Origin of the sequence: Dictyobacter vulcani, from assembly GCF_008974265.1 — a bacterium.
GTDB classification, from domain to species: domain Bacteria; phylum Chloroflexota; class Ktedonobacteria; order Ktedonobacterales; family Ktedonobacteraceae; genus Dictyobacter; species Dictyobacter vulcani.
Genome location: NZ_BKZW01000001.1, coordinates 3,934,266 through 3,955,752, shown reverse-complemented (window position 1 = coordinate 3,955,752; position 21,487 = coordinate 3,934,266). Strand labels below are relative to the sequence as shown.

The following is a 21,487-nucleotide window of genomic DNA, read 5'->3' as shown; positions in this document are numbered from 1 at the left end:
AGAGCGCGAAGCAATCTTACTATCGGATGCCTGGGAGCGCTAGAGGGTTAATACGTTATGCCATCTGTTGCCATTATTGGTGCTGGACTGAGCGGACTTGCCGCAGCCCATACATTACAGGATGCGAGTTATACGGTTACACTCTTTGAAAAAAGCCATGGCGTGGGTGGGCGAGCCGCCACCCGCAAACGGGCCGGTTTTATTTATGACCATGGTGCCCAATATATCAAAGAGGGTACGCCTACCAGTCTGGCATTGATTACTCAACGCTTCCGCGCTCCCGATCTGATCGATATTCAAAAACCAGTCTGGACCTTTACTGGCACAGGTGAGATCCAGACTGGCGATCAAACCCAGAATGCCGAACAGAAACTGAATTATCGCAGTGGCCTGACGGCCCTGCCGAAAAAGATGGCAGAAGGACTGACTATCCATCTTGATACATGTATCGTGCGGATTGAACAGACAGACGCGGGATGGCACCTGTTTGATCAAGGCGGTCAGCCGCATGATGGTTTTGATGCCCTCCTCATTACGATTCCTTCACCGCAAACCATAGCGTTAATCCAGGATAGCTTGTTGGAAAAACATATCCAACAGACTATTCTCCAACACCTGACACCCGCGCGTTATAATCCTTTGATCTCAGTTATGCTTGGCTATCAGCCATGCCCTCAAGAACGACCATACTATGCGCTGGTCAATAGCGATAAGAAGCATACGATCTCCTGGCTGGCCTGGGAACACGAGAAGGCGGCGGAACGCGTGCCCGCCAATAGTGGTCTGCTGCTGGCACAAATGGCTCCTGACTATAGTCAGGAACATATGGAACACGCCGATGCGGCAATTATTCAGCAAGTCGCACACCAGGTCGCCACGCTCATTCAAGAAGAACTACCAGAGCCAGTGTTTAGCGATATTCAGCGCTGGCACTATGCACTTCCAGCCCGGAAAGCCGATGGCGATGCACTGAATGCACAGACGCTGCCCTACGGTCTGGCATTTAGTGGGGATAGCTTTGTCGGTGGTCGGCTTCACCTCGCGCTTGAGCATGGTATAATGATAGCGCAAAAATTGCTCGCTCAACGCTCGTAGCTTCGGGGCTTGCCTCCGATTGCGTTCCATCACAATCCTATCCACTGGCACGCGATGTGCATTATATCAAATATACAGCTAAATGGAGACGCTTTATGTTTTCAACACTGCCTCAAAATATTCAGGATGAATTACAGCAACTCGCCACGCGCTATGGTCAACCGATTGTCGAACATGCACAGATACATACCAATGAAAGTTTTGATCCTGTCAGCAAAAAAGATCGCTATGGCGAAGTCTGTATGGTTATTCGCCGCAAAAATGGTCGCCTGCTGACCATGATCAAGTCATTCTATCCCGGCGGAGCTTATCGCCTGCTCACCGGAGGTATCAATCATGGTGAATATGTACTGGATGCGCTGCTGCGTGAAACACAGGAAGAGACCAGTCTGCAGGTCGAGGTCAAACAGTTCCTGGCCGTGGCCACCTATCATCTTACAGAAGCAGATCAGACACCGGTCTTTTATACCTTCGCCTTTTTACTTGATGAAGTCGGTGGCCTCCTGGCTGTAGAAGACGAACATGAGCAAGTGGACGATTTCCGCGAGATTACATCGGCAGAATTACTACCACTGGCTGAGCATCTCGATCATTTAGGGGCACAATATAGTCCAGAACTTCAGGGCCGCTGGGGCGACTGGGGACGTTTCCGGGCTATCATCCACCGCCTGGTCTGGCAAGCACTGGAAACACCAGCGGACAAACACAAGTAACCTGTGCGATGCAAACCAGCTTATCCAACCGTCCTGTTTTAGCACATATATAGCACAGGTATGATATAATTCAAACCAAATACTATACTTTCAATCGTGTGAGCGCCGTTCGTTGCGGGCACGATTGCATTTTCCAAGGGACTAATCATCCACGATGAATAAGAAATATACCAGCACAATTCTTTTGTTTGCTGTTTTTATAGGATTCTTTATCTGGGGTGGCAGTATGCTCTATAGCAGCGTCACCGCAGCACCGAAAGACGGCGAGAGTATCGTTTATGCTGTAATGATTCTCGGCTGTTCACTGGCAGCCCTCGTCGCTATTTTGATGTTGCCCAGAAAAAACCATTCGTAAATCACCAGTGGGGTTTGACCGTTCCCCCCAAAGACGGCCTCCCACCAGGGACACTATTCTATCAATAAAATAAGGAGGCGTGCATCCTCCTCATGCCGCAAGGCCGGAGTACCAGCACGATCTAAATAATGACAGATAAATTACCAACAACGACGTTGGGCATCCGTATGGCCAATCCCGAAGATATCGTCCACATCGATCATCTCGACAGCTTCAGTGCATCCCCCACCCGTGATATCCACCGTGACATGCACAAGTACTTTGGCTCGGTTGACCCCTCAACACATGAACGTACGTTAATCTTCTTAGTAGAGTTTGAAGGTGCTGTCGTGGCTAAAGCGGAACTGATGCTTCCCCCCCAGGATTCCCTCAAGCCCATTGGCTATATAAAACGCGTCATCGTGCATCCCGATCATCGTGGTAAAGGCTATGCACAAAGCCTGATCGAACATATCATCACGTATGGGAAAACAGAACAGAAGCTGGATGCGATTGATCTGCATGTCTGGGATCAAAACGCTTCAGCAATCCATCTCTACGAAAAGCTGGGATTTGATCTACAGCATCGGGAGCTTTATTACCGTCTCTCACTCTAAATATCCATTATTACAACAAAAAAGTGCCAGAAGAGAGCCAGAATTCAACAAGATTCAGAAATACATGCCACAAGTTGTGACGGATCTCTATTTCCCTTCGTCTTAAAACTTGGACCGAGAAAACACGTCTATAATTTCATTATAGGTGGCTGACTTTAGTTGGACGCTACACTACACTCATCTTCTCGGTACTTCGATGGGAGGTAAAAAGCGCGTCGCCTCACACTCATTTATGAATCGTGCACGTATGAATACCTACTTGAAATGTTTCGGACAATTGCACGCGTTATCCATGAGGCCAAGCGCGAGTATATGGCACAGCAAGCTGTAATCAAACAGAGTATTCTAAAAAAAGAAGATAAACAACTTTTTCACTATCGATGGATGCGCTACTTTTTTACTGAAGATACATCGAATGCACAGCGTCCTATTGTCGAACTACAACATCGTGCAGCCTGGATTGCTGTGGCTATCCTGTTTCAGGCTTCCAATGAAATTCCACATATAGCGGATGTCAGTGCATTGATCCCTTTCTTCTTGTTACTGGGAAGTTTCTGGGCCATGTGGATGGCTTTGCGTCCGGCGGCAAAAAACCAATCGATGCAACAGCAGAAGCAGAAGCAGCAACCACAATTGTGGAAACGTGTGGTGCTCATTTTAACCTTTCTGGTTACCATTGCCGGAATGTTTCAATTTAGCCGTGGTGCCATCTGGAGTTTTTCAGCCCCCCAGTTCTCGAATGATGGCACATCTCTGGACACCAACGCAGCTATCTTGCTGGTACAGGGCCGCAATCCCTATAGCGATTCGAATATTCCAGAGTTGTTTCACCGCTTTGATATTAATGCTAACTGGACAACGCCTTTGCGTCAGGGCCAGTTTGCGGATCGCTTAGATTATCCCAGCATGTCGGAACTGCAATCGATTCTCAACACCTCGCTAAAATCGGGCGATGTGCCAGAATTTGAAGCCAAGGTCAGCTATCCTGCACTCTCGTTCCTGACACTGGTCCCATTTGCTCTGTTCAACAACTATAATGTCCTCCCATTCTACATGTTGTCGTACCTGCTGTTGATCATCGTCGCCTGGCGCGCGGTACGGCCGGAGTTGCGTCCCTGGGTAGCGTTACTGGCCATTGCCAATGTGCCTATGTGGGCCTCAACCATCGGTGGCAATCTGGACATTTTCTATACCCTGCTGCTGGTAGTCTGCTGGCTCAAACGTGACCAACGCTGGCTGTCAGCCATCTTCCTGGGTCTGGCGCTGGCCACCAAACAGATTGCCTGGTACTTTGTCCCTTTCTACCTGATCATGGCGCTACAACACTATGGATGGAAAGAGGCTGGTTATCGTCTGGCTATCGCTGGCGGTATCGGACTGGCAATTAACCTGCCCTTTATCATGTGGGACTACCATTCCTGGTTCGCGGGAGTCATGGCACCGATCGCGGATCCAATGTTCCCGATGGGGGTAGGCCTGGTAAGTTTAAGTACTTCCCACCTGATCCCATACATGCCAACCTGGGTTTACTCGGCCCTGGAACTGGGTGGCATGCTGGCAACCTTTGTCTGGTACTGGCGCATCTGCCGTACACGACCAGAAGCGGCAATGCTGCTGGCAGTCCTGCCACTATTCCTGGCCTGGCGCAGTCTCTCATCATACTTCTACTGCGTCGCCTTCCCGGCGTTTATCCTGTTCTCGGCCCAGATGAAACCGGCCAGACAGAACGCCTTTGAGTACTTGCGGAATCGGAAAACGAACACTCAGCAACTGACATCAACGCTGCATGTCTAGTCCTGATAGCCACGTCCGCTAACGCAAAAGAGACGGACCGCTAAAAATATCCCGCGACGGGAAATGTTCGTCGGCTGGAAGCTCTTGAGAAAGACCTGATCAATGTTGATAGGCCTTTCTCAGGAGCTTCCTTCTTGTTAGAGGGCACCATTCGTCCTTCTCGACTCTTCAGGCGCTTCGTGGTACAATCGACAGGATAGACAGTTGAAGTGAGGAGTAATGAGCGACCATGTCACCGAAAAAACAGCAGGATATTCAACTTTCAGCCGAGGAGAACACGCAGGTTGAGGATGTGTTCTCTCGCTACCAATCAATAAGCCAACAACTCCATGCCAGCGATGGGCAGGCACAGATAGAAACAGCACTCCAGGAAATATTCGCCTTGTCCGAGGCTGCCCAGATCAGTCTGGTCAAGTCGCTGGCAAAAACCAATACCGTAGAGGCGGCTGATGTACTGGTCGCGATCAATGCTTTGAGTCCACAAAAAGAGGTACGCAAAGAGGCACGGCGTGGACTACTCCGCCTGGAAGGATCAAAGATCACTCCACGCTGGATTGCTCCGGCGGCTCAGACCCCCGCCGTCCAGATCCGTGTTAGCAATCCACCACGTTTCTGGCAGGGCGTTGCCACCCAGACGCGAGAAGAAGGCGAGATCCAGCTGATCTTCACCTGGGAATATGGCTATGACTACGGCGAAGCGCGGCTCTGCGCTTTTCAGCTCGATTTCTGGAATGACGGCATCAAAGACTTTCTGATGGAAACCGGCACCAGACGGCATATTGAGAACAGCCTCAAAGAAATGCGCCGGCAGCTTGCAAGTGTCGGGCAGGTTGAATGCTCGCTGGCCGAGGGGAAACGCTTACTTGAAGAGGCGCTCGAAGTCAATGCCTGGCATAAAATCCAGCCAGCGCAAGAGTACCGCACCCAATTGCCCTTACTCCAGAAATTGATATTTCAGATGGCCGAACCAGGTCCTGATAACGGGCAAACGTTTATTACACCAGAACTGGAAGAGCAAGAGGTGGTTGCCAATTTCATTGGAGCCTGGTCATTTGGAGACTATGGTCTGGCCTATGATCTGCTAACCAGCACCAGTCCTGTGCGTGATAATCTGGATCGCGAGGAATGGGTCACACGGCATCAATCCTGGTTTGACGAGGCCCATCCTACACGTATGGAATTGGGATTCATCCATGAGGGTAAGCCAAAACAAAGTGCGCTCTGGCTTCCCGGCAGCGTCCCTCGCGCACAGAGCAAATCCAAAGAACTGGAAGTGGGTTGGTCGGTAGAGTTGTTGGACACTCCACTCAACGGCACCATCAAAGAGATGCCCATGGGGACCGCCATCAATAAAGAGACTGGCAGGCACTGGTTCTGGAACAACTATACGCTGGTCAAAGAACAAAACGTCTGGCGTATCCAGCAGGTGCAGGATGAAGGTGCCGCGTTGCAGGGTCTCTCGGTTAGTGAGCTGCAAAACCGCATCAAAGAGTACGAAGATGCTATTGATAAAGCCGTAAAACAGCCTGATAAAGATACCGAAAACTTTATCGAAGAGATGTCCTGGCGCCTGGGTCAGCTCCTGCACTTCGAGGATGCGCTGATCGCCCATTTGCCGCTTGATTATAATGCTTATGAAGAGGCATATGGCCGCGCAGTCCTGACCGGCAATCCAGAACGTATTATGGTCTATCTGGATCGTCTGGCGCAGCGTTTTCCACAAACCCATCGCGCCGAGACACTCCGTCGCCTGGGGTCAACGCTGGCCGAACTGGCCTTTAAGTACGATGAAAGACAGCTTGGTGAACGCCATCGCCATCTGCTCCAAATGGCTGAAGAGGCCTTGCAGGAGGCCGCCACGCTGGATAATAGCACGATCAGCTATACCTTGCTTGGCGAGCTAATGATGAGCCTGAACCGGAATGACGATGCACGCGCAGCATTTCAGCGCAGTCAGGAGTTGCTGGCCAAAGGAAATGCTGATCCCAGGACAGAAGCAGCCATTGAAGCTGGACTGGGCAATGTTGACATGCGTCAGCAACACGTTGAAGCATCAATCCCACATTATCAGAGGGTTGCTGAACTTAATAGCGAATATCCAGGCGTCTGGTTTAGCCTGGGCTTTGCTCATCGCCAGCTTGGCCACTTTGAGCAGGCAGAAACGTATTACCAGAAAGCCCTGGCACAAGATCCTGCTGATATCCGAGTCTATAGCGAGCTAACAGCTATCTATATGCAACGTTCACAGTCAGACAAAGCCAGAAGCCTGCTGCAAGATGCGCTCCGCCAGAATCCCGGTGTCGCCAATCTGCACGCCTTGCTGGCCTCGGTTCTGGCTGAAGCAGGAGATAAACGACAGGCGAAGCAGCACCTGGATGAAGCCGAACGCCTTGATCCCGAATCAGATTTTATTCCAGCCGTACGCCAGCAGATCGCTGGTGATCGCAAACGCATATAGTATCATTCCTCACCAGGAAAAAGGGAAAGGAAAGTATTCACTATGTCAGATCAGGATGAACAGAAAATAGTGCTACAAACCGAAGCCACCCTGCTACAGCACTACCAGGATATTGCGCACCAGCTGAATAGCAGCGACAGCGTTGCTGAGGCTAAAGCTGTGCTGGAACCGATATATAGTCAACCAGAAGCAACCCAGGTGGCCTTTTTGAAGTTATTAGCCAAACAACATAACACCGAAGCGGCTGATATCATTCAAGCAATGTATACCTTAAATGAGAACAAAGAGATCCGCAAAGAGGCCCGACGCCGCTTGATCCAGCTTGAGGGCGAGGATATCTATGCCGATTGGACCATCCCATCTGGTCCGAGCCTGACTGAAGCCATGGCTAATCTTGCCAACTCAGAAAAAACGGAGACCGATCCGTTTGTAGCTGAACTCCAATCACTCTTTGGCCAGGCCGAAGGCATGATGCAACAACCAGAATATCTGGATGTCGTCAGCGATTTCATAGAGAGCTGGGCCGCAGAAGACTTTGAGACCGCCTATAGATCCCTTTCCACGCAGAGTCCGTTGCGCGCAGGGCTCTCTGAAGATGACTGGATCAGCAGCCGGATAGAGTGGACCAATATCACCACGCCTGACGATCCTAATATCGCGTTTGCTCAGCCAGTGGAAGATGAATGTGGTCCTGAACGCGCAGTGGTTACGGTAGGCTGGTCGCTTCGCTTAAGCGCAGAAGCAACCACCATACTGCCTGAAGTCCCTGTCGCCACGCTGGCCTTTAAAGAGACTGGCCGCCACTGGTTCTGGACCCGCTATACGCTGGTGCTTGAAAATGATCAATGGGTGATCCTGGATGCCAGTGACGAGGCTGCCAATGCCCGTCAATTGACAAAGGATGAGATCGGCGAACGAGTCCAGGCACTCAATGAGCTCATCGGCGACGAAGAAAAACTCATCGAAGCAGAACTTGGTGATGAGGACGAGGACGAGGATGATGAGTTTGATGAAGATGAAGATGAGGACGAGGACGAGGATGATGATGAAGTAGGAATGCAGGAAGCGCTCCTGGCCAATGCTCTTGGTCATATGGGTTCCATGGTCGGACTGATGTCACAGGCCTTGAACTACTATGATGCCTTGATTGCACAGGCACCCGAGGAGAGTGGAGACATCTACAAAGAAGCCTTTAATATCGCAGGCTCGGTCTTTGATATTGAACGCGCCGCCTACTATGCCCAACAGCTGGCGGAAAAAGTACCTGCCGAGCGTGGCACAGCTCTACGTAACCTGGCCTACAGTTATCATTCCCTTGCTGCCAAGTTTCATAATGAAGAGGACCATGAGCAAGAAGAGCACTTTGAAGCCCTGGTCGAGCCCACTATCCGTCAGGCGCTGGCCGTTGAAGATAGTCCCGAAAATCAGATCTTGCTCGCCACAATCCTGATTCAGCAGGAAAAAGATCTGGATGAAGCCGAGTCGTATTTGCGCAAGGCCCAGAAGGGTCCTTTGAGCAAAGAGGATTCGATTGATGTCGCGATGGGGTTAGCTGAACTGGCCATGCAACGCGAAGATAATGAGCAAGCGCTGCACCATTTCCAGACCCTCTCCCATTTATCGCCAGATGATGCCCAGGTCTGGTATCGTATCGGTTATCTGGAACACCAGTTGCAGCATCTAAACAAGGCTCGTGAGGCCCTGGAACAGAGTATACAATTGGATCCATCCTTAACCGAGGCCTATAGCGAACTGGCCAGCATCTACCTGATTGAAGGCGATGACAAAAAGGCACGCGAAGTCGCTCGCGATGGACTCGAAGAGAATCCAGAGGCTGCCGATATGTATGCCACGCTGGCCTTGATTTATATGAACAGCGGTGATTTCCGCAGTGCACATAAATACCTGACGCAAGGTGAGGCCATTGATAGCGAGGATGAGTTTTTACAAGAAGCTCGGGAGCGCTATAATGTTGAAAACAAGCAGCAAAAATCACAGCAACAACGTGGACCAAACAAAAACAAACACCATAATAAAGCAAAGAAAAAATGACACAGACACAACCACAAGAACGCGTAATTACGTATCATACTGTGACGCTGGGTGCGCTGACGCGTGATGGTCACGCCACAGCCGAAATCAGTGAGCAGAATGAAGCAGGCGAGGTCACAACTCGCCTGCTTCAGGTACCCGCTGGACTGCCAGGCGAACGGGCAACCATCGCCGTAGAGGCTCCACTCGGTCCTAAACCCGGTCGCAAACGTCGTCACTGGAAGCCACGCCCACCAAAAGTCTGGATCACAGAGCTGCATGAGACATCGCCCATGCGTGTCCATGCTCCCTGTCCCGTTTTTGGTACCTGCGGTGGCTGTCAGCTCCAGCACATGAACTATCCAGCTCAACTGGAATGGAAACGTGAAGTCGTACGACAATTACTGCAAGAGGTCGGTCTATTTACTCATCCACCGCTATTGGATACTGTGGCCTGTGATGTGCCCTGGAACTATCGTAACCACATGCGTTTCTCGGTCAATCGTGATGGTCGGGCTGGCTTAACCGCCCGTGGCACCCATTGGGTCTTACCACTTGCCGAATGCCCGATCGCCCATCCAAAGATCAATCAAGCCTTACAGGTGGTTAACCAGCATATCAATCCACGACCACAGGTCCTGATCCGCTGTGGCACCGCCAATCAGCAAATGCTCTTGCAGCCCATTCAAAACGCAGAGGTCACGCAGGAATTAACCGCGCAAGGCATCGAGGTCTGCACTGATACGATGGAAGAAGTGCTGGGTGGACACACCTTCCGCATTCGACCCAGTTCGTTTTTCCAGACAAATAGTGCGCAGGCTGAAAAGATGGCACAGATGGTCTTACAGGGCCTGCTGGCAAATCAGCCAGCCGAGAAAATCAGTCAGATGACGGTGGTGGATGCCTATTGTGGTGTGGGTACTTTTGCCGCGCTACTGGCCCCACATGTGGGCAAAGTCATCGCAATTGAAGAATCGGCCAGCGCGATCAAAGACGCCCAGTGGAATATGCGTGACATCGAGCACGTTGAGATCCTCAAAGGCAAAGTAGAGGACATGCTCCCGACACTTTCCGACCGGATCGATGGCTTCGTGATTGACCCACCACGCGCGGGCTGTCAACCGATTGTTTTAGATGCTCTGATCCAGCATCCCGTGGCCAGGATCGTGTATGTCTCCTGTGATCCATCCACCCTGGCACGCGATTTAAATATTCTTTGCAACGTCAGTCAGGCCTACCATCTGCGTTCAGTTCAACCCCTGGATATGTTCCCGCAAACGGCACACATTGAAAATGTAGCCGTATTGGAGCGCGCATAAAATATGACGACGACACAACATCCTTTGTTACTTGCCTCTGCCTCACCACGGCGGAGGCAGATTCTCGCTACGCTGGGACTCCCTTACGACGTCGCGGTAGCGCCGGGTGATGAAGATGCGGCCCAGACCCAGTATCGTGGACCTGCGGATGGCATGGCCCAATGGACCGCTTCATATAAAGCATTGATGATGTTTTCCAGAGCCGAGGTAACCCGGCAGTTGGTGATTACCGCCGATACAACCGTCTTGCTGGATGAGCAGGTGTTAGGGAAGCCTCGCGATGAAGATCATGCCCGCGAGCTACTGCGCTCATTGCGTGGACGCTGGCATCGCGTCGTGACTGGTGTGGCAGTGACCTCGATGTACGATGGCCAGTTACATACCAGAGGCGCGAGCTGTAGCACCCCCGTATTGATGCGACCCTATAGTGATGAAGAGATCGACGCCTATATCGCCAGCGGCGATCCAATGGACAAAGCGGGGGCTTATGGTATTCAACATACCGACTTTCGTCCGACCGAACGCATCGACGGCTGCTATCTCAATGTCGTCGGACTCCCACTCTGCACACTGGTCCAACTGCTCGCCATGTTTGATGTCCATCCTGTCAATAATGGCTCCGCGCATAGTACCTGTCCCTGGTCTGAACAATGCCATGTGTAGGTTCGAGGCAATCGAGGACATGCCTCGAACCTACGAGATGGTTTTCACAGGCAGGGAGCGTTCATTCAAAATGGACAACGATGTCCATTCGGGCAATGTATTTGTAGATGCGGGTTTCGCGCATGGATGCTGTGAGGTCGAAAAGAAGAAAATCCACTGGCCGCCATAAAATAACCCAGAAGGCAACGTTAAAGCCGTCGTTGAGGAATGTGCTGATGAAGGCGGGCAGAATATCTAAATAACCCAGTATGAAGAGTCCGAGCGCCATAAACAGCGTACCAATAACCAGGGCTCGTAGCGAATCATTCTTGAGTGTGGCCGCGACATCGTGATTTTGCCAGATCTTGAAATGACAGTAGCAGCTAATGGCATTTTTAAGCTTAGTTACCAGGTCCGGTTCATCATACTTCTTTGGTAATACCATGACAATGCGTGACCGGTTATCGTGCTTCAACATATGAGGCTTGACCTGACTCCGGATCACCTCAATGCCTGGCACAAAACGCACCTGATCCGCAAAAACATCCTGTGGCGGTAGCGTAAACAGCTCATTGATATCATTCAAGCGAACCACAATATCATAGGTCTTCATCCCGGTCATAACCACTCCACTCTGCCAATGCTGCCAATCCTTTTTTCAAATCAGATAACCACTCCCCTCATTACCACATCGACCGAAGAGAGCAATTTCTATCGACACTTAGCGACCAATACATTGATATTTATACATGCATCCTAAAAGTGGATCAGTACTAAACGGCTTGTCGAATCCGACGGAAAAAAAGCTATGGTATAATGCGCGCAAAGACACATAGCTGAGCACGTATTCACCATTTTTTATAGAGGGTTGGTTTCTTATCTCATATGATGCAAGTTATCAATAGTGTGGCCGTAGGGCCACAAACGATATACGACGTCAGTCTGACTATTAATATCGCCCTTGGTATTGCTACAGTTGTGGCTTCCATTGGATTAGGTATTTTGCTCCGACGGCTACTGGTTCGGCGCTTGCGAAAAACGGTGCTGGACAATTGGATTGTCCAGACGCTGGGCGTGCTGGTCATTGTGACTCCCATCTTACTGGGAGTAGTAGGCGCGGTCGCAATCTTTAATGCGTCGTTCGTCGTAATGGCGCTACAACAAAATATTATTAAAAATCCCCAGCTAGCAATCAATTTCTCCTGGAGTTTGACCCAGACCATGCTAATCCTGGTACTGGGCAATGGTATCGCGCGCACGTTACGGGCCATGATGGTACGAAGCCTGGGAAGCAGTCGCATGGATATCAATATGCGCACGCTGTTCGCACGCGTGCTGTATATTGTCGTGCTGTCTATCACAGGATTCTTTATACTCTCGGTCTGGAATATTCCCGTGGCGATACCAGTTACCGTGTTGGGGGCATTTACTGTCGCGATCACGGTCGCCTTTCAAGATATCCTGAAGAATCTGGTCGCTGGCTTTTATATCCTGGTCGAGCGTCCATTTTATATCGGGGATCAGATTAATATCACCTCTGGTGTGATCACCTACATTGGCAAGGTAGAAGATATCCAGTTACGCGCCACCATGCTGCGCCTGACAAGCGGCGAGGAGGTTAGCATTCCCAATCTGTTTATCTTCAGCAACGCCGTCATCAACAATACGCACTTCGGTGAGCGCCGCTCGATCCTGATGCTTACCATGCCACAGGAAAATTTCGAGCGTGACGAGACCACCAGCAAGATCATGCAGTTACTCAAAGAATATCCAGAAGTGATGTCCAAACCGGAACCGGTGATCATGGTCAATGGCTATGAGGATAGCAAGATCTCATTACAGATACGCTTCTGGGTCGCGACCGGGCAGATCATCGATATTTCGCATGTGGTGTATGAACTGCATAACCTTTTTCCCACTGCGGATATTAGCGTCAAAGAACCAATCTAAGCTCTATCTTAAATCAAGTCTCTATGATAAAATCCTTTGAGACAAAAGGATATGAAAACACACAGGGGAGCAATAAACAGGTATGCGATCAATCGGCTTAATGGGCGGCACATTTGACCCTATCCACCATGCACACCTGATCATGGCGGAGGAGGTACGGGTGGCCTTGAATTTGAGCGAGATGATTTTTATTCCTGCCGGCGAGCCTCCCCACAAGGCTGGCCGCCATCAGGCGGCGGCACAGCATCGCCTGGCAATGGTTGAACTGGCCATCGCCTCTAATCCCCACTTTACGATCTCGCTGGTCGAATTGGATCGTCCAGGACCATCTTACCTGGTGGATACACTACGCTTATTGCGGAAGGAATGGGGAACCGATGTTGAGCTATCCTTTATAATCGGTGGGGATAGCCTGAAAGATTTTCCTGACTGGCATCAACCAGCTGAAATTTTAGCGCAGTTGACGCGTCTGGTAGTGGTACATCGCCCGGGTTATGAGGATAGTCCTATCAACAATCAACAACTGGAGACACGCCTGCCTGGATTGATGCAAAAAGTCTGCCTGGTACCTATCCCACAATTGGATATCTCCTCAACTGATCTGCGCCGCCGCATTGCTGAAAAGAGACCAATCAAATATCAAGTGCCTGAGGCGGTCGAAGAATATATCCTGACCCACAACCTCTATCACACATCGACAGAAAGTCAGTAAACTATGCAACCAATGCGTTTTGAATTAGGACAGCGCCTGCGCCTCCGCAAAAAACATCCCTGCGGCAGCTTCGATTGGGAAATTGTACGCTTAGGAGCAGATATCGGGCTACGCTGCGAAAAATGTAGCCGCCGTATCCTTTTGCCACGTTCAGAGGTTGAACGCCGCGTCAAACAGGTGCTCCCACCGCTCCCACGCACCGAACTGGATCCATTTGACGAAGAATAGCCAGCGGAGTTGGCGGTTAGTTAAAATCAGTGTTCAAGGTCAACGGCCACTTGCATCTTCCTGCCAAATCCCTGTATACTCAGCTTTATAAAAGGAATTATTTTGCATGCCTGTTTACGAGCATGCACGACAAGGATATGGCATAATGGCAATAGCCCAATCGAATAAAGGCTTTTTAACACTTTTTAAGAAACGAAACTTTCTGCGCCTCTGGCTGGCTCAACTTATCTCCATGACCATCTTCAACGCGACCAACTACGCCTTGATTATATTGATCGACAGTATCGTGCATTCCGCGCTGATGATCGGCCTCGCCGTCATCTGTTTCAGTGTGCCCGCTGTACTCTTCGGCGCCCCGGCGGGTGTCTTTGTCGATCGCATGGATAAACGGCGGGTCATGTGGGTCAGCAACTGCTTGCGGGCACTTGTCACGCTGGTCTTTGCAGTCCTCCTGCTGGCGAATCGCAGTGGTATGCTGGTTTTATTGTATCTACTGACCTTTATCACCTCAGCCATCGGACAATTCTTTACGCCCGCCGAGGGCTCGGCTATTCCCATGCTGGTTGATGAAGACGAACTCATGCCAGCGCTCTCCCTATTCAACATCACCTTTATGATCTCACAGGCCGTGGGGTATGTCCTGCTGGCTCCGATCGCCATCAGCTTACTGCCGACCATTACCCTATTTCATATACAGTTCGATGCATATTTCCAGTTGTATGCCGCCATCGCATTCCTCTATCTGGTCTGTGCAGGCTTGATTTTATCCATTCCCCGATCGGGACTGGTCAAGCGCAACGAAAACAAATCAGAGCCTGCTCCAGATCTGACCAGCCAGACGCTCGGCATCATCAATAATATGAAAAGCGAGATGCAGCAAGGTTGGAGCTTTATTCGTGAGCGCAAATCCCTGCTACTGGCAGTCATTCAATTATCCTTTGCCGGTGTACTGATCCTGGTTATCGGACAGATCGCGCCCTCAATCGTGACCCATCTACTGCTACTGCCAGTTAATTTAATGGCCCTGGTCTTTGCACCAGCCGGTGTCGGACTGGTACTTGGTTCAATCATCCTACCCAGATTTGCCAGAAGATTAGGGAAACCACGCACAGTTTTGATCGGAAATCTGGGACTGGTACTGGCGACGCTCTTGCTACCATGCATCACCCTCTTTGCGCAATGGATAAATCCTCGGGGTTGGAATACAGGACCACTGCTATTAGTAGCTATCGGTATCTGTATGTTTATCGCGGGCGTCGCACTGGATTTCGTGAATATTCCAGCTCAGACCGCAATGCAGGAGCTGACCCCGAATGGATCAAAGGTCGTGTGCTGGCTCTGCAATTAGTCCTGTACAATGCCTGGTCTATTCCGATTATTTTATCCATCGGCGCGCTCATCGATATCTTACATATCGACCGGGTGCTTTACCTGATGTCAGCCAGTATCCTGCTTTTCGGTATCTGGAGCGTTTACTATGAACGTAAGCATCCATTAGCACGCCAGATGCAGAGTAGCGAAGAGCTAACCGCCGCAGCCAAACAACTGTTGGAATTAAACCAGCCACAAACCATTGATTGAGACATAGAAATGTGCGTACGATTCGAGAAGAGAGACCATTGAGAACAAAGTGAGGATAGCAGAGAAATGTCACAAGAGACCCAATTGATGGAGCAAATCGCTCCCTATCAACCCTGGCTCATTATTGCAGGGGTATTTGTTCTCTTTAGCCTGTTACGCATGACACGCAAAGCGTTGCGCCGGCGCGTCGATGAGTTCGGCTATCGCACGATGCGCGAAAAAGGCTTGCTGATCTGGTTCTGGCTCAACGCACCCGGTGTGATAGTCCATGAACTCAGCCACGCCCTGGTTGTCCTCCTCTTCTCACCCTTTGGATTTCGCATTACCAGCGTCACCCTCTTCCGTATCAAGCCGGTCACCCCACGCGGAGCGAACGGACGCGTGATTCGCCGCAATGGACCACAGTCGCTACAACTGGGAGAAGTGCAATATGTTCGACCGCAGGGACGGTTGATGAGCTATATAGGAGACGGCTTTAGTGGTGTCGCCCCCCTCTTCGGCGGCATCGCAGTTTTTATTTTTCTCTACTGGGCCGCTACCGGCTATACCATCTGGGATATTCCCTTTGATGGTCTCCATCAGCAATGGCATATCATTCGTACTGGCTGGCCGCTCTGGACGCTGATCTTCGCTCCTTACCTGATTCTGTCAGTAACCTCCGAACTCTGGCCCAGCCATCAAGACTGGCACGGAGCGCGCTGGTTTGTACTTGGCATGCTTATTATCTTCGCAATATTCCTGGCAGCCATCTGGTATGCCCAGCGGCTCAATGAGCTACTCATCGTGGCAACATTTATCTCATCGCGCATCGACTTCGCCCTTGGTATCCTGCTGGCCCTGGATATTGTCTTCCTGGTCATCGCCGAAGCCCTTGTACGCCTCGTCAGACATTAAGTGTACTGGCAGCGCTTGCAGCCAATACTTTTCGTTTAAGCGCTTTTGTGACCATAAAAAACATTATGGAGAAAAACAGCGAATCATACGTGGAGTGGGCGCCACACGCGTAGGCCGGCATGCGGCGTTCTCGTGGAGCGAGGTGCTCAACGAGCATCGCATGCCTGTGGCGCCTACACCGAGACGGATCCTGTTTCGTGATCCTCTTCGAGAAGGATCCACGCGATCTCCCACCACGTTGCTGCGCGAGCAGGCCACGGCACACACGATCCGTGTAGGCGCCACAGCACTGCGCGTCGTTCTTGCACGCTGGCCTGCGCAAACGCAGCAGTGCGGCCTCCGCGTGTGGCGCTCTCTCCACGTACACGACGCCACGCCATACTGTTGAGGTTATCTCCTTCAACGAAACGTATTGGCGCTTGCAGCTGCGACCTGTTCGCGTCCAAGCAGGTTCCCCAGTAGGCCTGGTCCATGACTGAGCACGTATCGCTCATGGCCTGCATGCTTCTCATATGTATGCAAGTTTATTGACTGGAACTGGTGGCTTCTGCTGTGGCGTGGTTGGCGTTGCTTGCTCGGCCGTGAACTGGTCGCAGCCGTGAAGGCTGCCGGTACGATGGGATTATGGGGGTTACCAGTCGAATTTGTCGATGAGGAAGGTGCGGCTGTAGTGGAGCAGGATGGGGCTACCGTGTGGACAGACCGCGGGAGCAGCGGCGCTGGTCAGGGCTTTGAGCAGGGTTCGTTGCTCACCAGCACCTAACTCACGGCCACGTCGGAGCGCTGAGCGACAGGCAAGCCCGATCAAAAGATGGTCCTGCCAATCGGTACTGTCTTCGGCAGCAATCTCGGCCAATTCCTGGAGATGAGCAGCAAGCTGTTCGCTCCCTTCGGCCGCAGGGACAGAGCGGATAACGAAGCTACGTCCACCAAAGCGCTCGCACTCGATGCCAAGGCCACGCAACACGGGCAAGCGCTGCTCCAGGAGCTCAGCTTCAAAGCGCTTCATTTCAATGATCACCGGTTCCAGGAGGAGATGAGAATTCATCTCCTGCTCTTCATCTGGAACCCAGCATAGGTACTGCGTAAATGCTCATAGATCACACGCTCATGGGCGCGATGTTGATCGATCAGATACAGACTACCATCAGTGGCTTCGGCCAGGATTAAGGCTTGCTGTAACTGGGCCAGGGGGCGCAGGCTGGCAATAACTTCAGCGGTACCTGGAACTGCGGACTCGGCCCGATAGCCTTCAGCGGATTCAGAAACATGCAAGCCACGGCGGCGTGGGCCAGGTAAACGCCGCTGGTTAGCCAGGACTGGTCCGGGAAATTGCACGGCTTCTGGCAGGGCTGGACTACGTTCAAGCACACCTTTGATTGCCCGGGTTAAAGCCTCAGCGATCACAGTTTCCTGCAACAGATGTACCTCAGTTTTGGCTGGATGCACATTAACATCGACTTCGTGTGCTGGCACTTCAAGCGACAGGACGAGCAGGGGATGTTTGCCTTTGGGAAGCAGGCTACGATAGCCGCGCTCCAACGCATCCTGTAAAATGCGCGATTGTACCCAGCGACCGTTAACAAAGAGATTGATATATTGCCGACTACTCTGGGCAAGCACACGGTTACCGAGATAGCCGCGCAGCACATAGTGTTGCCCATCGCTCGCCTGGATCTCCTGGACCATTTCGTTCAGCGCCAGATGATAGATTTCCGTTAAAGCAGTCGCCAGATTTCCACTTCCACTGGTCTGTACCGCCATATGTTCATCCAGAGCCAACGAGAAGCGTACGCCAGCATAGCCCAGCGCATAACGACGCACCAGCTGGACGATATGGCCGTTCTCGGTGCGAGCCGCCCGTGTATAGCTCAGGCGCGCCGGCACATTATAAAAGAGATCGGTAACTGTCACCGTGGTACCCTCGGGACGCGCGCGTCTGCCACGCTCCTGCAATTGACCACCGCGCCAGGTAATCCAGTACGCTGGATCTTCATCACCGCTCCCACGAACACGACTCTGAATAGTGACCTCGGCTACTGTCGCGATACTGGCCAGGGCTTCACCACGAAAGCCCAGCGTGGCCAGATGCTCAAGATCTTCAAAAGACACGATTTTACTGGTCGTATGGCGCACACACACCGCATCTAATTCGCTGGCAGGAATACCATAGCCATCGTCGCTGACCCGAATCAAGCGCAGTCCCCCACCACGGATCTCGATGCGAATATCCTGCGCTCCAGCATCCAGGGCATTCTCAAGCAGTTCTTTAACCACCGAGACTGGACGCTCAATCACTTCTCCGGCCGCGATGCGCTCGGCGACTGCGGTTGGCAGTTCATGTAATGGTGTACGCACAAAAGCGGGACGTTCAATGAGCGTATGCAAAAACTGACTCATATATGCGAAATATTCTTTTTCTTTTGTTGCAATAAAGACAATAAGTTCAGCGCATCCAGGGGCGTGATCGCCTGGACATCAATCTCATCCAGTGAGGGCTCGCGGCCATTTTTTTCAACAGCCTCGGCCATGCGCCGGGCCGCCTCGCTCTGCCAGTAGACTGATGAAAATGCGGCCGACTGACTATGTGCCGGTTTGTACACCGCATCAGCTTCAGCAATCCTGGCTACTTGAAGTGTATCGTGAGATAAACTATAGGAAGCTCCCCCACCAGGCTGGCTGGTTTCCAGTTGTGCCAGCACTGTTTCGGCACGCTGCACAATCGAGCCTGGCATACCCGCCAGTCTGGCGACGTGTACACCAAAGCTGCGTTCAGCACAACCAGGAACGACGCGATGTAAGAAGACAATCCCATCGGCCTCATCTTCACTGATGGCAACGGTATACACCCGCAGGTGGGATAATTCAGTGGCCAGCGCCGCCAGTTCGTGATAGTGGGTCGCGAAGAGGGTACGCGCCTTAACCTCATTGTGCAGATGCTCAACTACGGCCCGCGCAATCGCCAGACCATCATAGGTACTGGTGCCGCGTCCAATCTCGTCCAGGATAATCAGGCTATGGCTGGTGGCATGGTTGATAATGGTCGCGGTCTCTTCCATCTCAACCATAAAGGTGCTCTTACCAGATGCAATGTCGTCCTCAGCACCTACGCGGGTAAAGATGCGGTCAACCAGACCAATCTGAGCCTTACGCGCCGGTACAAAACTCCCAAGCTGGGCCAGCAAACTAATCAAAGCTACCTGGCGTAAATAAGTGGATTTACCAGCCATATTCGGACCAGTCAACAGTAAAATACGTTCGCCATCCGCTGCTTCCATGTGCGTATCATTAGGAATAAACATATCACCATCCAGGGTATACTCAACCACTGGATGCCGCCCTCCCACGATATCTAGCCGATGTCCCTGCTCCAGCATCGGACGCACATAGCCCTGGTGAGCCGCTACCTCGGCCAGACTCAACAAAACATCGATTCTGGCTACCGCGTGCGCTGTGGTCATCAGTTGAGGATAAAAGGCCGCGATCTGACGCAACACATCAGCATAAATACTGCGCTCCAGTTCCTCAATATTCTCAACCGCGCTCAAAATGCGCGCCTCATGCTCCTTCAATTCCGGCGTAATATAGCGCTCGGCGTTGACCAGCGTCTGCTTACGCATATAATCATCCGGCACCAGTTTAAGGTTCGCATTGCTGACTTCAATATAATAGCCAAAAACTTTGTTAAAGCCGACCTTCAACGCCTTGATGCCAGTCCGCTGACGCTCGCGGGCTTCTAATGAGATCATCCAGCGGCGCGAATCACGAATCGAGTTAAATAATTCATCCAACTCGGCATGATAGCCGGGCCGAATCAGCCGACCATTATCCCCTTCATCCAGTTCCTCATCAGGATGCAGCAGGGAGCGCTGAATCAGTTCACTGACCTGGGGACAGGGATCAAGCTCGTCTGCAATCGCCAGCAACAGCTCGGACTCGCAACTTTGCAACAGATCCCGCAGCGTTGGTAGCTCTGCCAGATAGTCGCGTAAACCCAGAACCTCGTTGCGCACCGCCGTTCCCTGACGAATACGGCCCGAGACGCGCTCTAAATCTCCCAGTTCCTGTAAGGACATGGTAAAGCGATTGCGAATAGCCGGACTCTCATAAAGCTCCTCGATACATTCCAGCCGTCCATTGAGCTCTGTCAGATCCAGGAGAGGCTGCGTAATTGTGCGCCGCAACTGGCGCGCCCCCATAGGCGTAATCGTACGATCCAACACCCCTAACAGGCTTCCCTGAAGCGAGCCACTACGTGTGCCCTGTAATAGCTCAAGATTGCGTTGCGTATGGGCATCCAGAATCATGAAGTGCTTCGTACTATAAGAATTCAGTGCGGTTAACAGGCTCAGGAGCGCGCTATTCATTTTTTCGACATAAGCGATGATGGCCCCGGCCGCCGCGATCGCCTGAGGCTCATTGGCGCAGCCATAGGCGGTCAGGGATTGCACACCAAATTGACGACAGAGCCGGGTCTGAGCGGCTTCCTGCTGATAAAAATAGGCAGGACAATGGGTTACGGTCATACTTTTGGAGGGGAATTGATAGTCTTCGGCGTTGCTTCCCTCAACGAGCAAGCACTCAACTGGAGCCAGGCGCTGCAATTCAGCGTCCAATGCCACTGGTAGTTCATCGGGAGTAAACCATGTGACCTGAAATTCGCCTGTACTGACATCCACTGAAGCCAGACCAGTCTGGGTGCGGCCGGGAGCGATAGCGACCAGATAATTGTTCTGGCGGGCCGGCAACAGATTAGGCTCAGAGAGGGTTCCAGCCGTCAAAATACGTGTCACTGCTCGCTCTACAACATCCTGCCCTTTTTGTAATTCTGAGGTCTGTTCACATATAACTACTTTATACCCACGCTGAATCAATTTGCCAATATAATTATCCAAAGCATGTTTGGGGATACCGGCCAGAGGAACCCGTTCTTTACCTTTACTATAGCTGCGGGTTGTACGCACTATTTGTAATTCACGGGCAGTCGTATATGCATCTTCATCAAAAGTCTCAAAAAAATCTCCAACCTGATACATCAATATGGCATCGGGAAATTGTTTTTTGAATTCAAGATACTGTTTGCGGGCCGGACTCAAACTCGTCATGAGCAACACACCTC

20 protein-coding genes are annotated in these 21,487 nt (G+C 51.5%); 16 read left to right on the top strand and 4 right to left on the bottom strand.

Annotation, left to right across the window (positions count from 1 at the left end):
- The first annotated feature begins 57 nt into the window (after positions 1-57).
- The 9 genes from KDW_RS16880 to KDW_RS16840 all read left to right on the top strand — a co-directional run bounded on the left by KDW_RS16880 (position 58) and on the right by KDW_RS16840 (position 11,024).
- Positions 58-1,095 carry an NAD(P)/FAD-dependent oxidoreductase gene (locus KDW_RS16880; protein WP_151757035.1) on the top strand — a complete coding sequence of 346 codons (1,038 nt, stop codon included), beginning with the start codon at positions 58-60 and terminating at the stop codon, positions 1,093-1,095.
- 95 nt (positions 1,096-1,190) lie between these two features.
- Positions 1,191-1,808 carry an NUDIX hydrolase gene (locus KDW_RS16875; protein ID WP_151757034.1) on the top strand — a complete coding sequence of 206 codons (618 nt, stop codon included), beginning with the start codon at positions 1,191-1,193 and terminating at the stop codon, positions 1,806-1,808.
- Positions 1,809-1,962: 154 nt separating this feature from the next.
- On the top strand, positions 1,963-2,163 hold the full coding sequence (locus tag KDW_RS16870; RefSeq protein WP_151757033.1) for a hypothetical protein: 201 nt from the start codon (positions 1,963-1,965) through the stop codon (positions 2,161-2,163).
- Between the two features lie 128 nt (positions 2,164-2,291).
- Positions 2,292-2,759: a GNAT family N-acetyltransferase gene (locus tag KDW_RS16865; protein ID WP_151757032.1), complete on the top strand. Its 468-nt coding sequence runs from the start codon at positions 2,292-2,294 to the stop codon at positions 2,757-2,759.
- Between the two features lie 264 nt (positions 2,760-3,023).
- Positions 3,024-4,553 (top strand): glycosyltransferase family 87 protein, encoded by a 1,530-nt coding sequence (locus KDW_RS16860; protein ID WP_151757031.1) that lies wholly within the window; start codon positions 3,024-3,026, stop codon positions 4,551-4,553.
- A gap of 229 nt (positions 4,554-4,782) precedes the next feature.
- Positions 4,783-7,011, top strand: coding sequence for a tetratricopeptide repeat protein (locus tag KDW_RS16855; protein ID WP_151757030.1), 2,229 nt, complete (start codon positions 4,783-4,785; stop codon positions 7,009-7,011).
- Between the two features lie 42 nt (positions 7,012-7,053).
- The gene (locus KDW_RS16850) at positions 7,054-9,063 is read left to right on the top strand and encodes a tetratricopeptide repeat protein (protein ID WP_151757029.1); all 2,010 of its coding nucleotides are present in this window, start codon (positions 7,054-7,056) and stop codon (positions 9,061-9,063) included.
- Positions 9,060-10,361 carry a class I SAM-dependent RNA methyltransferase gene (locus KDW_RS16845; RefSeq protein WP_151757028.1) on the top strand — a complete coding sequence of 434 codons (1,302 nt, stop codon included), beginning with the start codon at positions 9,060-9,062 and terminating at the stop codon, positions 10,359-10,361. Before KDW_RS16850 ends, KDW_RS16845 begins: the two co-directional genes overlap by 4 nt.
- 3 nt (positions 10,362-10,364) lie before the next feature.
- Positions 10,365-11,024 carry a Maf family protein gene (locus tag KDW_RS16840; protein WP_151757027.1) on the top strand — a complete coding sequence of 220 codons (660 nt, stop codon included), beginning with the start codon at positions 10,365-10,367 and terminating at the stop codon, positions 11,022-11,024.
- A gap of 61 nt (positions 11,025-11,085) precedes the next feature.
- Here KDW_RS16840 and KDW_RS16835 read toward each other — a convergent pair whose 3' ends face one another.
- Positions 11,086-11,625: a hypothetical protein gene (locus tag KDW_RS16835; protein WP_151757026.1), complete on the bottom strand. Its 540-nt coding sequence runs from the start codon at positions 11,623-11,625 to the stop codon at positions 11,086-11,088.
- 263 nt (positions 11,626-11,888) lie between these two features.
- Between KDW_RS16835 and KDW_RS16830 the strand changes: the two genes are divergently transcribed.
- The 7 genes from KDW_RS16830 (at position 11,889) to KDW_RS16800 (ending at position 16,756) form a co-directional block, all read left to right on the top strand.
- Complete coding sequence (locus KDW_RS16830; RefSeq protein ID WP_151757025.1) at positions 11,889-12,953, top strand: mechanosensitive ion channel family protein; 1,065 nt, start codon at positions 11,889-11,891, stop codon at positions 12,951-12,953.
- A gap of 82 nt (positions 12,954-13,035) precedes the next feature.
- Positions 13,036-13,665: a nicotinate-nucleotide adenylyltransferase gene (gene nadD, locus KDW_RS16825; RefSeq protein ID WP_151757024.1), complete on the top strand. Its 630-nt coding sequence runs from the start codon at positions 13,036-13,038 to the stop codon at positions 13,663-13,665.
- A gap of 3 nt (positions 13,666-13,668) precedes the next feature.
- Positions 13,669-13,893: a DUF951 domain-containing protein gene (locus KDW_RS16820; protein WP_151757023.1), complete on the top strand. Its 225-nt coding sequence runs from the start codon at positions 13,669-13,671 to the stop codon at positions 13,891-13,893.
- Between the two features lie 145 nt (positions 13,894-14,038).
- A complete protein-coding gene (locus KDW_RS16815) occupies positions 14,039-15,241 on the top strand; it encodes an MFS transporter (protein ID WP_162005305.1) in 1,203 nt (400 codons plus the stop codon).
- Positions 15,223-15,474 (top strand): hypothetical protein, encoded by a 252-nt coding sequence (locus tag KDW_RS16810; protein WP_151757021.1) that lies wholly within the window; start codon positions 15,223-15,225, stop codon positions 15,472-15,474. Before KDW_RS16815 ends, KDW_RS16810 begins: the two co-directional genes overlap by 19 nt.
- Before the next feature lie 66 nt (positions 15,475-15,540).
- Positions 15,541-16,368 carry a hypothetical protein gene (locus KDW_RS16805; RefSeq protein WP_151757020.1) on the top strand — a complete coding sequence of 276 codons (828 nt, stop codon included), beginning with the start codon at positions 15,541-15,543 and terminating at the stop codon, positions 16,366-16,368.
- A gap of 160 nt (positions 16,369-16,528) precedes the next feature.
- The gene (locus KDW_RS16800; RefSeq protein ID WP_151757019.1) at positions 16,529-16,756 is read left to right on the top strand and encodes a hypothetical protein; all 228 of its coding nucleotides are present in this window, start codon (positions 16,529-16,531) and stop codon (positions 16,754-16,756) included.
- A gap of 243 nt (positions 16,757-16,999) precedes the next feature.
- On the opposite strand, the gene KDW_RS35020 is transcribed toward KDW_RS16800, so the two are convergent.
- From KDW_RS35020 to mutS, 3 genes are read right to left on the bottom strand one after another with little or no spacing between them, the layout of a single operon-like run.
- Complete coding sequence (locus tag KDW_RS35020; RefSeq protein WP_151757018.1) at positions 17,000-17,416, bottom strand: DNA mismatch repair MutL family protein; 417 nt, start codon at positions 17,414-17,416, stop codon at positions 17,000-17,002.
- Complete coding sequence (gene mutL, locus KDW_RS16790; protein WP_151757017.1) at positions 17,413-18,768, bottom strand: DNA mismatch repair endonuclease MutL; 1,356 nt, start codon at positions 18,766-18,768, stop codon at positions 17,413-17,415. Before mutL ends, KDW_RS35020 begins: the two co-directional genes overlap by 4 nt.
- Entirely contained in the window at positions 18,765-21,473 is a 2,709-nt protein-coding gene (mutS, locus tag KDW_RS16785) for a DNA mismatch repair protein MutS (protein ID WP_151757016.1), read from the bottom strand. The genes mutL and mutS overlap by 4 nt, the downstream gene beginning before the upstream one ends.
- Positions 21,474-21,487: the final 14 nt, after the last annotated feature.